Origin of the sequence: Vibrio sonorensis (genome assembly GCF_001854765.1) — a bacterium.
Lineage (GTDB): Bacteria > Pseudomonadota > Gammaproteobacteria > Enterobacterales > Vibrionaceae > Vibrio > Vibrio sonorensis.
In genome coordinates this window covers 95,029-107,411 of the sequence record NZ_LJJE01000063.1, presented here as the reverse complement: position 1 = coordinate 107,411, position 12,383 = coordinate 95,029, and the positions used below count along the sequence as shown (strand labels likewise).

At 43.8% G+C, this 12,383-nt stretch carries 10 protein-coding genes and 1 pseudogene; 5 read left to right on the top strand and 6 right to left on the bottom strand.

The window, feature by feature from the left end; all coding sequences use genetic code 11:
* Nucleotides 1-112: 112 nt before the first annotated feature.
* The 4 genes from BLO31_RS10740 to BLO31_RS10725 all read right to left on the bottom strand — a co-directional run bounded on the left by BLO31_RS10740 (nucleotide 113) and on the right by BLO31_RS10725 (nucleotide 2,384).
* Nucleotides 113-469, bottom strand: coding sequence for a hypothetical protein (locus tag BLO31_RS10740; protein ID WP_070965856.1), 357 nt, complete (start codon nucleotides 467-469; stop codon nucleotides 113-115).
* Between the two features lie 124 nt (nucleotides 470-593).
* Nucleotides 594-980: a cytochrome b562 gene (locus BLO31_RS10735; RefSeq protein WP_070966639.1), complete on the bottom strand. Its 387-nt coding sequence runs from the start codon at nucleotides 978-980 to the stop codon at nucleotides 594-596.
* A gap of 164 nt (nucleotides 981-1,144) precedes the next feature.
* Complete coding sequence (locus BLO31_RS10730; protein ID WP_070965851.1) at nucleotides 1,145-1,888, bottom strand: phosphatase; 744 nt, start codon at nucleotides 1,886-1,888, stop codon at nucleotides 1,145-1,147.
* Between the two features lie 37 nt (nucleotides 1,889-1,925).
* Entirely contained in the window at nucleotides 1,926-2,384 is a 459-nt protein-coding gene (locus BLO31_RS10725; RefSeq protein WP_070966636.1) for an SRPBCC family protein, read from the bottom strand.
* A 199-nt stretch (nucleotides 2,385-2,583) separates the two neighbouring features.
* On the opposite strand from BLO31_RS10725, the gene BLO31_RS10720 reads away from it, so the two are divergent.
* From BLO31_RS10720 to gnd, 4 genes and pseudogenes are all read left to right on the top strand, one after another.
* On the top strand, nucleotides 2,584-5,460 hold the full coding sequence (locus BLO31_RS10720; protein ID WP_070965848.1) for an HD domain-containing phosphohydrolase: 2,877 nt from the start codon (nucleotides 2,584-2,586) through the stop codon (nucleotides 5,458-5,460).
* A 633-nt stretch (nucleotides 5,461-6,093) separates the two neighbouring features.
* A pseudogene (gene zwf, locus BLO31_RS10715) lies at nucleotides 6,094-7,598 on the top strand (glucose-6-phosphate dehydrogenase).
* Nucleotides 7,595-8,314, top strand: a complete 720-nt coding sequence (pgl, locus tag BLO31_RS10710) for a 6-phosphogluconolactonase (RefSeq protein ID WP_070965845.1) — start codon at nucleotides 7,595-7,597, stop codon at nucleotides 8,312-8,314. Before zwf ends, pgl begins: the two are co-directional and overlap by 4 nt.
* A gap of 35 nt (nucleotides 8,315-8,349) precedes the next feature.
* Nucleotides 8,350-9,798: a decarboxylating NADP(+)-dependent phosphogluconate dehydrogenase gene (gene gnd, locus BLO31_RS10705; RefSeq protein WP_070965841.1), complete on the top strand. Its 1,449-nt coding sequence runs from the start codon at nucleotides 8,350-8,352 to the stop codon at nucleotides 9,796-9,798.
* A 100-nt stretch (nucleotides 9,799-9,898) separates the two neighbouring features.
* Here gnd and BLO31_RS23835 read toward each other — a convergent pair whose 3' ends face one another.
* Nucleotides 9,899-10,063, bottom strand: a complete 165-nt coding sequence (locus BLO31_RS23835; RefSeq protein ID WP_175443209.1) for a hypothetical protein — start codon at nucleotides 10,061-10,063, stop codon at nucleotides 9,899-9,901.
* 292 nt (nucleotides 10,064-10,355) lie between these two features.
* Between BLO31_RS23835 and BLO31_RS23830 the strand changes: the two genes are divergently transcribed.
* A complete protein-coding gene (locus tag BLO31_RS23830) occupies nucleotides 10,356-10,496 on the top strand; it encodes a hypothetical protein (protein ID WP_175443208.1) in 141 nt (46 codons plus the stop codon).
* 40 nt (nucleotides 10,497-10,536) lie between these two features.
* On the opposite strand, the gene BLO31_RS10700 is transcribed toward BLO31_RS23830, so the two are convergent.
* Entirely contained in the window at nucleotides 10,537-12,276 is a 1,740-nt protein-coding gene (locus BLO31_RS10700; protein WP_070965838.1) for a sigma-54-dependent Fis family transcriptional regulator, read from the bottom strand.
* Nucleotides 12,277-12,383 lie beyond the last annotated feature (107 nt).

The window sequence follows — 12,383 nt, the reverse complement described above, 5'->3', positions numbered from 1 at the left end:
GCATACCCATGTAAAAGGAATGCAATCGGTATTGAGCGACTTACTTTACTTATTTCTGTCCTTCTTGTAGTCCCTGTATAGGGGAAGGATCATAGTTTTACTTGCTTGTAATTTAAGAAAAAGGTGAGAGAGGTGGAGCCCTGGGTATATGCGTTTCATAGCGAACACTTAGAGCCAAAAAAGTGTATCGCTCATACTCCGCATAGCCGCGTTGTTGAAGTGTTAGTGTCGTTGGAAGTCTGTCTTGGTGAAAACTGGAGAAGTGACTGAATGGGCAGGGCTTGCCGTTGTGCGTTTCTGCTTCCCCTTCTTCAATTTGAATCAGTTCAAAACCATTAACTGTACAGAGGGTGGCCCAGACGCCAGCGTTCGCACCATGCGCGTTGATAACAGGCATCATTGTTACCAGTACCCAACTTAGAGCACTGGCAAGTAACATATTAAAATGAAACTTAGAACCTATTCGCATGGCTTCTCTGTTTAGAACTCGATTACCCAATAATGAGTCAGCGTAAAGTTATATTAATATCACTATATAGACTTAGTAGTACAAAGACAGCCGCATGATCGAAAAATCCAATCATGGTCATAGCTTAACCGAAAATTAGGCTCCAAATGCTTGGATTGCGTCGATCGTGATACTCAACTCTCAAGTCATCAACCACTCGTAAGGCTTGCTGGGCTGCTTCTAAATCTTGGTTATCTAAGTGACCTTGTACATCGACTAACGCTGAGTGCAGTTTTTCAAAACCTTGCATATACAAATCTTGTTTTTCAGCGGGATACTCGCCCGTTTTAGATTGCAGTACCAAATCCGTTAATCGCTTAACTGGTCGTTGCATTTCTTCAACATTCGTCGCTTTTGCTGCTTGCTTAAACTCTAACCCCATTTCCTTCATGGCAGCTTTAAGGTCAAAGTCATTGGCAAAAACATTCATGCTTAAGGCACAAGAAAGCAAAATAGCGGCGATTTTTTTCATTGGGTCACTATTGATGTTGAGTTGAAATGCACAGTGTAAACAACCAAGTGTTAAGAGAAAAATTAGAATTGTATCAATTTTATAACACGGCGATACTTTATCTAAGCCAAAGCGATTTAGCACAGCTCAAGTACCAGACTTGAACTGCAATCTAATCTCAAAAGCTATAGAGCAGAATACTCTTCTATCGGCTTGCGGCCGCGAAGCTCTAGAAAATCGAGAAACTGGCGGCTACTACTGGTTATCACCTTGCTCTCAGGTATTGATACATCGTCAAGTAAGCGGCTTACCAGCTCTAATTGACCCACATCTTGACAGAAATGAGCGTCACTTCCCGTGGTAAAAAACGCTCCCATCTCTTTGCCTATTTGGGCGATGTCAAAACACCTTTCGACACTGCCAACACGACTGTTTCCCTTTAGCGTGGTGTTGTTGATTTCCAATGCCACATTATGAGCCACCGCAGCGGAAATAACTCGTTCAAAATCAAAGTCAAAATTTGGATTACCAAGATGCCCTAAAGCATCTACTCGCCCACCTTGAATTACATTAATCAGAGCTTGAGTATGAGTCTCTTTGTCTTGGGGTCGAAACACTGGTTCGTGAAAACTCGCGATGACCCAATCGAGATTGCGATCAACCGTATGATGAATGTCGATTTCACCTTGTGGGTTTAATAGATTTGATTCCACACCTCGAATCACAGCCACCCCTTCTAGAAAGCGTGGCAGCACTCTCTGGTTTGAAAAGAACCAATAATGGGGAGCCCCTGGCATGGATTCAGAGTGATCCGTAGTGCAGAACATTTGTAACCCATTCTCTTTTGCACTTCGCGCATTTTCTATTAACGTACTGTAGGCGTGGCCACTTGCATAAGTATGTGTATGAGTATCGACAACAAGATTCATTTTGAACTAAACGTTTAAGTGAGGTAAGACTAGTGTATCAACTTGTCGCCCCATCGTCTTGCTCAGATACAAGCTTAATTAAAGGTAATGCTTGCTGCCAACCACTGTTGAACATATTGACAAAATCCGGATGTGTTTCAATGGTCACTTTTAATATTATGCTGTTCTCTAGTGGGGTGATGTCGTAAGTCTCTCGGCAACCAATCCACTTCTTTGCCACATCGCTATCAATATCCTGTAAGTGGTCAGGACTGAAGATAGCTATGTGATGATATTCAATCGCTTTGTTTAGCTCTACCCTGTCTATCAAAGCCCTAGTGCCACCGAAATTGGGGTCAAAAAAAGATACGCTTTCACCTTCAAGCCATTGCCCTGAAAATTGGGAATCAGGAGAGAACGCAATCGCCCACTGTTTGTACTTATCAAGTTCGGTCAATACTGACCAGATCTTTTCTGCATTCGCCGATATTTCTATCTGATAATTCAAAGTGATCATGACTATTCCACTGTCTAAACTTTGTACTTTTAGCATAGCTTTTTTGGCGATAAACAAAACAGAAACTGCATATTCTTCAACCTGTTTTGAGAACTCACTTGGTTTTATTACAAAATTTAACCACCTAAAAAATGTCGATTTTTTTGCATAGTCGCAACGATGAACAATACTTTACTTATAAATTTGTAAAGGAGCATTCATGATCAGGCGTCGATACTCCCTCAGTTTGCACATCACTACCCTTTTTGTCGTTATCACTGCCATTATTGGCGCGATACTGATTGCCATTAGTTATCGTCATTCTGAAGCGCTGTTAACTGGTAGCGCCCGATCACTGAGTCATGAAAATAGCTCCACATTAGAATCGGTTTTTACTCAAAATGCCGCTCCTATATTAACAACCTTGGATTACATGGCTCTTTCCGAAGTAGTTATTAAAGATGGGCCGCCGATAGAGGAGCTAAGATTCCTTTCCTTTATCGAGCTGATATTTGAGCGAAACAAGCACTTGGTCGCTTTGTACTATGCCAACCAAGAAGGGGATTTCGTGATGATGCGTCCCCTTCGTTCTATCAAAGACAGAGCGAGGTTTAATGCACCTTTAAAAGCCGTTTTGCTTATCAACTACACTCGAATCGATGGAACCAATGAGTTCTATTATCTAGACGGTAACAACAAGCAAATTGGCTTTACTCGCAGTGATGATAACCAGTTCGATCCGAGAGTAAGACCTTGGTACACCAACGCTGACAGCGATGGGTTAGTACGTTTAACCGAACCCTACTTTTTCTACTTCCTAAAAACAAACGGCGTTACGTTTTCTCGCCAATCGAAAGACACCAAAGCGGTAGTGGGTGCAGATTTCACCTTGGAATCACTGTCCGATAAAATCAGTGAACTTGGCTTTTCAAGAAAGTCTCAGCTGGTACTGTTTGATACTCAGTTTAAGGTTTTGGCACAACATCAGGCCAATTTGAACCTAGATTTAGAACAGAGCGATATTGCGCGAGCGATGGAAGATACTAAGTTTGCACCCGTGCTAAATAGACTTAGTAAGCAGAGCATTTTCGAAATTTACAAAGCGACCAACGGCAACTGGGCGATTACCTTAACCCCTGTTTACCTTAACAAAAATGTTCAACTACTGTTGGCAGAAGCCACACCGCAAGACGATTTGTTAAAAGACCTATTGTCCATGCGAGATAGACAATCAATCGTTGCTTTGTTGCTGCTGTCCGTGGGTTTTGTCGTTGTGTTACTTGCGGCTAAACGGTTGGCATCTCCAATTAAAAATTTGGTCAATTTAACCGACAACATTGCGCGATTCGATTTTAAAAAGACACGCTACCCCAAAAGCCGAATAACGGAGGTAGCTAATCTCACCGAGTCCATCGAACTGATGGAACACACGCTGCACGACTTGTTGCACTTGTTAAGAGAAACCGCCAGTAACCAAGATTTCAACGTATTGGCAAAAACCATAGCCCACCAAAGTTACCTGGTGACCAAAGCCGAAACCATCAAGCTGTTCTCTTTTTCAGAATCAGATAAACAGTTTGTCGTCGCTGCCAACCATGCCATTATTCCTTTTAAGATCAATATCAATCACTTTCTGCTCGACACCGCATGGTTAAAAGAAGATTTACGCAAAGGCGAAGTCGTACATTTAAATCGACATGACAACGCACTCAACCTCTATCGCGAGCAGTTCTACAATTCTGATATCTATCTGTTCCCGTTACTCAATAGAGATTCTCAACTGGTTGGCATTTTGCTACTGGGTTATGAAAGAGCGATTACCAAAGAGCAAAACGACAAACACGCATTTTTAAAAGAACTCGTCAGCTTCGCAGAAATAGCCAAAGAAAACATCGATCAAATGCAACAACAAAAAGCGATGTTCAGTGGGTTCGTCGAATTAATTGCCAATGCCATTGATACCAAATCCGTCTATCGAAGTGACCACTGCCAGCGGATACCTAAGCTCACGGCTCTTCTCGCTGATGCCGTGATTAAAGACGAAAACTACTACCCTCAGTTTGGCATGACCGCTGGACAGTGGGAGGAACTTCAGCTCGCTTCTTGGCTTCACGATTGCGGTAAAATAACCACACCGGAGCACGTACTCGATAAGGCGACCAAACTCGAAACCGTTTACGACCGCATTCACGAGGTACGAATGAGATTTGAACTCGTCAAGCAACAGGCTGAAACAGACTTTTGGAAAGCAGTGAGTGAAGGTGGCGACAAAGAGAAGTTAACAAAAGAGTTAGAAGTATTGCACACTCAGCTCGATGAAGAGTTTGAGTTTATTGGCAAATGCAACCGCGGTGATACCGAGCTCACTGATGACGACATTGAGCGTATAAAAACTATTTCAACCAGAAAGTGGAAACGGACGTTGTGTGACAAAACCGGACTTGGTTGGATGAACGTCAGCCGCAATTACAAAATTGAAAGTCTGCCCGTTTGGGAGTCGTTACTTGCCGACAAAGTGATCCATCAAGTCGCTTGGGACAAATCAGAACGGACTTCTGATCTATGGACACAAGATTACATATTGCAACCGGGTGAGCTGAAATACAATTTAGGCGAAATCTATAATCTTTCTGTTAAAAAAGGGACACTCACTACAGAAGAAAGTTTTTTGATCAATGATCACGTGGTGCAAACCATGGCAATGCTCAACAAGCTTCCCTACCCTGATCACTTGAGAAACATCCCAGAAATAGCGGCTAATCACCACGAAAGGATGGATGGCAGCGGATATCCAAGAGGTTTAGAAGAAGAAAAACTATCCATCCAATCGAGAATAATGGCGATAGCGGATACGTTCGAAGCCCTGACTTCTGACGACAGGCCCTACAAACGAGCCTACACCCTTGGCGAAGCTTTGGAACTCATGACGGAAATGGCCACCTCGGGTAAGCTCGATCCCAAACTTTACATGCTGTTTTTGAAAAACGAACTGTACGTCGACTACGTAAAAGAGTTTATGCCTAACGAGACGCTAACCAAGGTTAGCAACCATCAGCACGTACTAAAGATGAAGCAATATCTAAAATACCAGTTCTAACGCTTGGTAAATCTTCGTTAACAGCGGTGACAACAGTACAAGGCATTTCACCTAACGCCAACGGAATTTAACGCAAGCACCACAATCTATATACCCATCCGCAATAGGTTATTCACAAATGTTAATGATAATTGTTACTGGTTAATATATTGTCCTAGCTTGCTTGATTTAAATAAGCGAAAGGGCCGTTTTACCGAGTAGATTTATCTGCGACGTCGCCCTCTGCAATGTGAAGAGAAATTAGGTTGATAACACTAAAATTTATTGTTTTGTAAAACAGTTAGTTACAAGTTTTTCGTGTCACAATTTAATCGATTGCATTGGAGAGAGTTGATGTAAGTCAAATAGTCGTAGACAATACCGTGCCGATTTTGAAAGGTATTTCCACTTTTTGCTGAGCACAATGCTCAACATTTATTTATAAGTGCCAGTGAGATAAGGGAATTGAATTGGAAAACATGGTTGTCCGGCCTTTAGCTATACTCAGCAATGACATAAAGAGTGGCCAAATGGTATGACCTATTAAAGTAATAGGGAATATCGATTTTCCATCTTTTGGTGTCGTTGATAAGGTTGGTTTCGCTTCTTAAATCATGTCCAGGCACATTACAAATACCTCGTTTTGAAGGAAAGATGATGGTAATACCAGAAAACAGTAGCATCGTAATTTTTGGTGCTTCCGGTGATTTAACTTATAGAAAGCTAATCCCAGCTTTATATCACCTTTTTGCAAGTAATCAGCTACCCGCGAACTTTGCGATTCTAGGCGTCAGCGTACGGAGTACAGCGACGCATCTTACCGAGAAAAACTAAAAAAATCGCTTCAGGAAATGGAGAAAACAGAGCCAGAAATTCTGAACGCGTTTATCGATCACCTTCACTATCAAGCTATCAACACGTCTGATACCCAAGATTACAGTAAACTAGCCACCAGACTTGACCAATTAGCCGACCAGTATAAGTTTGAGCAACGCAATACCCTATTTTACTTGGCAACGCCGCCGAGCCTTTACAGCGTGATCCCAGCGAGTCTTTCGGCTCACGGCTTAAATGACGAAAAAGATGGTTGGAAGCGCCTGATTATCGAAAAGCCATTTGGCTATGACTTGGCGTCAGCTCAAAAGTTAGATGAAGAGATCCACGATCACTTCCAAGAGCACCAAATTTATCGCATCGACCATTACCTCGGAAAAGAAACAGTGCAAAACCTGCTGGTTTTCCGCTTTTCAAATGCTATGTTCGAGCCCCTTTGGAACCGAAACTTTATCGATTACGTAGAGATCACTGGTGCCGAGTTCTTGGGCGTTGAAGAGCGCGGTGGCTATTACGATGGTTCCGGTGCGGTTCGAGATATGTTCCAAAACCACTTGCTACAAGTACTGGCAATGGTTGGTATGGAACCGCCAGCACAAATCAATGCAGATTCTATGCGTGATGAAGTGGTAAAGGTACTACAGTGTCTAAAACCACTAGATGAAGATGACCTTCGCAACAATTTAGTACTAGGACAATATACGGGTTCAGATGTTCGCGGAGAGTTCTTAAAAGGCTACCGAGAAGAGCCTGGTGTGGCAGACGATTCCCGCACTGAGACTTATGTAGGCTTGAAAGCATACATCAATAACTGGCGTTGGAATGGTGTGCCGTTTTACGTTCGTACAGGCAAACGTCTTCCAACCCGCGTAACCGAAGTGGTAATCCACTTCAAACGTACTCCGCACCCTGTCTTTGGTCAAAATGCCCCAGAGAACAAACTCATCATCCGTATCCAACCAGATGAAGGCATTCAGATGAGCTTTGGTTTGAAAGAACCAGGGGCCGGCTTTAACGCCAAGGAAGTAAAGATGAACTTCCACTACGCTTCTCTAGAAGAAACCCAAATGCTAACCGCGTACGAGCGACTTCTGCTTGATGCTCTCAATGGCGATGCAACGCTATTTGCTCGTAGCGATGCCGTTGAAGCATGTTGGCAATATGTACAACCTATACTCGATTTCAAACAGGATCCTCAAGCACTCTTTGGTTATGCTTGTGGTACATGGGGTCCGAAAGAGTCTGACGACCTTTTACAACGCGACGAACGCGCGTGGCGTTTCCCATGTAAAAACCTTACTGATACGGACTACTGCGAACTATGATTGAGAATAGAATTTTTCAAACTGCCAATGAGGTAGTGATCAGCCTAGCGGATGATTTCAAAGCGCTTAGTGAACTCAATCGTCCAGTGCACATTTCACTGTCCGGTGGTAGCACTCCCAAGATGCTGTTTAAGCTTTTGGCAACAGAAGCCTACGCAACTTCTGTTCAATGGCAAAACTTGCACTTTTGGTGGGGTGATGAACGCTGCGTGGCACCAGACGATGCTGAAAGCAACTATGGCGAAGCTAATGCACTTCTGTTTAGCCAGATCCGTATTCCAGCGGAAAATATCCATCGCATTCGCGGCGAAGAGAACCCAGAAAACGAAGTGATTCGATTTGCCAACGAGATGGCAGATGTCATCCCGTCACAAAACAATACACCAGTATTCGATTGGATCTTACTCGGTGTAGGTGCTGACGGACACACGGCTTCTCTGTTCCCGAATCAAACCGACTATGATGATGAGAACTTAGCCGTACTCGCAAGCCATCCAGAATCTGGACAAATTCGCGTATCTAAAACAGCAAAAGTTTTAGAGGCGGCAAAACGAATTAGCTACCTAGTGTTAGGGGCGGGCAAAACAGAAATCGTACACGAAATTAACACCACTGCTGCAAAGGAACTACCCTACCCTGCAGCCAAAATTCAGTCTCGCAATGGCGAAACTCAGTGGTATTTAGATTCAGATGCGGCAGCAAAAATCGTTAACTGAGTTTGCTGCTCGACAAAATATTGGAGAATAAAAGAATGAAAGGTGATATCGGTGTAATTGGCCTAGCGGTTATGGGCCAAAACCTTATCCTAAACATGAATGATAACGGCTTTAAAGTTATCGCGCACAACCGTACTGCGGCAAAAGTTGACGAGTTTCTTGAGGGTCCAGCAAAGGGCACTAACATCGAAGGTGCATACTCTCTAGAAGAACTGGTAGAAAAACTAGAAACTCCGCGCAAAGTCATGCTAATGGTACGCGCTGGTGCAGTGGTCGATACCTTTATCGACAACCTTGTACCACTGTTAGACAAAGGCGACATTATCATCGACGGTGGTAACACAAACTACCCAGATACCAACCGCCGAGTAGCGACACTTCGCGAAAAAGGCATTCACTTTATCGGCACTGGTGTGTCTGGTGGTGAAGAAGGCGCGCGTTTTGGCCCTTCTATCATGCCAGGTGGCGCAACTGAAGCTTGGGAAGCAGTCAAGCCTATCTTCCAAGGGATCTCTGCGAAAACTGACGCCGGTGAACCATGTTGTGATTGGGTTGGTAACGACGGTGCTGGCCACTTTGTTAAGATGGTTCACAACGGTATCGAATACGGTGATATGCAGCTTATCACTGAAGCATACCAATTTATGAAAGACGGCCTTGGCCTTTCTGCTGACGATATGCAAAAAGTTTTCGCGGATTGGAACAAAACCGAGCTGGACAGCTACCTTGTAGAGATCACCGCTGACATTCTTGGTTACAAAGATGAAGACGGCGAGCCTCTAGTAGAAAAAATCCTCGATACTGCGGGTCAAAAAGGTACGGGTAAGTGGACGGGTATCAACGCGCTTGACCTAGGTATTCCTTTGACGCTTATCTCTGAATCAGTGTTCTCTCGCTGCCTATCTGCACTAAAAGATCAGCGTGTGGAAGCAGAGAAGCTGTTTGGTAAAACCATTGCTCCAGTTGAAGGTGATAAGCAGGAGTGGGTTGATGCACTTCGTCAAGCGCTATTGGCTTCTAAGATCATCTCTTACGCTCAAGGCTTTATGTTGATGCGCGAAGCGTCAAACGAAAATGGCTGGGATCTAAACTACGGAAACGTAGCTCTAATGTGGCGTGGTGGTTGTATTATCCGCAGTGCTTTCTTAGGCAACATTCGCGATGCATTCGAAGCCGACTCTGAACTGGCGTTCTTAGGTTCTGATGCTTACTTCAAAGGTATTTTGGATAACTGTCTTGCGGCTTGGCGCAAAGTTGCAGCTAAGTCATTAGAAGTCGGTATTCCAATGCCTTGTACAACATCGGCGCTTACCTTCCTAGACGGTTATACCACTGCTCGTTTGCCAGCAAACCTACTACAAGCTCAACGTGATTACTTTGGTGCTCACACGTACGAGCGTACAGACCGTCCTCGTGGTGAATTTTTCCACACTAACTGGACTGGAACTGGCGGCGATACCGCTTCAACCACTTACGACGTATAAAAATTAAAAGGGGCTGTACAACTCATTCACCGAGTTCCCCTTAGTCAAATTGCAGCCCTTTAACACCCCGGTTTTCCGGGGTGTTTTCTTTCTATCCCTACTAGATAGACTCATCGTATAGATATAAATCCCTTCTCATTTCATGCTCGCTCGAATAGCCAAGTGCACGCCATACATGTCGTCTGTCCAACGAAAATTCTCTAATGATAAACGCTGCCCATTGAGCGCGAGTATTGCTAACTAACTGTTTGATAATATTGACCATATTGACCTCCCTATTGGTTTAGAAATAGGTTAACAAGGCAGGTGAATTAAAAGGCGACCTAATCGGTCAACAATTGATAGTAAATTGGCATCTTATTAAGCCAATCAATAGTTTTCGGTAAAAATGCAGTGAAAAAGGATGAGTATAATTAACGGCCCCACCCCCCAAGTCATACTATAATTTTTGTGTATAGGAGGATGTTAGCTCTTTTAACATCTCCTACCTTTGTGCACGTTCTAAAACTGTTTTAAAGAACGAAATGTTACTTAGGAATAATACTGAGGTTCTACATATGACTATCAACAAGTACTTTGTCTTGGTGCCCAAAGCGATTAGCAATCAACCAAACCCAAAGTCTAAATCGATAAATCAAAGAGAAACTCAACGTCAGAAATTGGTTAAACAGGCTCAGCAGCAAGGTGGTATCGCCTAGCCGAGCCAAATAACTAAAAAGGGCCGGAAGGCCCTTTTTGTTATCTTAAAACGCCTAACGCTCTGAGTTTTCGATAGATGGTATTGCGGCTTATACCCAGAACCCTTGCAGTTTTACTTACATTTTGAGCATTTGCGTTAAAGGTGGAAAGCAAAGTTTCATCAACCGTCTCTTTTAGCTGACACCCTTTGCTAACCCCATTTTTTACATCGAGTAAAGCCTTGTTGAGACCTGAAGGGACATGCCCAATATTAAGCTCTTCTTCATCTCCAGCAATTAAACTCGCCACTTTAATCAGGTTGTCTAGCTCCCTAATATTTCCCGGCCAGTGATAGCTATCAAACAACTGCAAGAGTTCATCTGAAAGGCATTGGCTTTTTGTGTACTGACGATGGATTGCGTGAATCAAGTCTGTTTTGTCATGACGGTCTCGCAATGGTGGCATCTCTAGTGCCAAACCGTTGAGTCGATAAAAAAGATCTTGTCGAAAATCCCCTTTTTCAACCAAAAGAGCAAGGTCTTGGTGCGTGGCTGCCACTATCTGAATGTCGACTTTAATTGGCGAGCTACTCCCGACTGGAACAACTTCTTTATCTTGCAGTACATGTAACAAACGGCACTGCGCAGAAGACGGCATCTCACCTATCTCATCTAAAAAAAGCATCCCTTTGTTGGCTTGTCTTATCCGTCCTTCATATCCTTTGGGATTCGCCCCAGTAAACGCGCCCCCCACATAACCAAACAGTTCCGACTCGATAAGATCTTTTGGCAAAGCCCCACAGTTCACCGTCACCAATGGTGCATGACCACACAAATTGTTTTTGTGAAGAGCTTTAACAAACTGGCTTTTCCCTACACCGGTCTCACCAAGGATAAGTAACGGTACCTCTTTGCCAATTACCTTATTCGCTTGTTGCCACGCCGCCTCTATACGATGGTCGCCATGATGCAATTCGCAAGAAGCGCTAACCACTCGACTGCGCTTGGGCTTGCTTTCTAAATGATGCTTGGCAATATGCAGTTGGTGATCATAATCCAATACACTTTCCAACTGATAACCCAGTAGTTTGCTCGAACGCAACAGATGAGAGGCGACGCGGTTATGTGCCAAGATTTGACCATTGGCATCGGCGATAACAATGCCTTGCCAACCCGACGCTATGGTCTCCTTATCCAGTGAAAGGTCTATGCGTAGCACTCCTTGGGGAACCGAACTAAGTAGATAATTTTCAACCAGTTGAACCATGTTTTGCACCAAAACCTGTGTAGAAACATCGTGCTGGCTTTGCTCACTGGTAATATCCAAAACACCCACTAAATGTCCATGATGATCAAATAGAGGTGACGCAGAGCAACTGATAAACCTATGCTGACGTATATAATGTTGTTCACCCACCACGGTTACTGGTTTTTTCTCAATAATAGCCGTACCGATGGCATTGGTGCCTTTTAGCTTCTCCTGCCAACACGCTCCCGCACTCAACGCGATGGAGGTGAGTTTTTCGCCAAACCGTTCTTGTCCCCAGCTTGCGACAATCACTCCTTCACCATCTGACAGTATCAGTCGACTGTCGGTATGAGCAAACATCTGGTTAAACAGGGGGAGAGCACATAGCTCTACCGCTTCTATAACCAATTTTTTGTCTGTCTGACGCTGTTTGAGCGCACTAGGCGCAATTGGGTGATGATCGGGTAATGAACGTTCGCGCAGACCAGCATCCGAACTTCTTAGCCAAGAAGTCGCAAGCCAATCCGAGTGTGATTGAGTCCGTAAGTCCATATCTGTTCCACCTGTTAACAGTTGGGGTGTGCCATTTTGGAACACTTGAACACCTGTAACACGACATAGTGCGGGTGTTTTTTCTAGTAAATCTATTTGTTACCAGC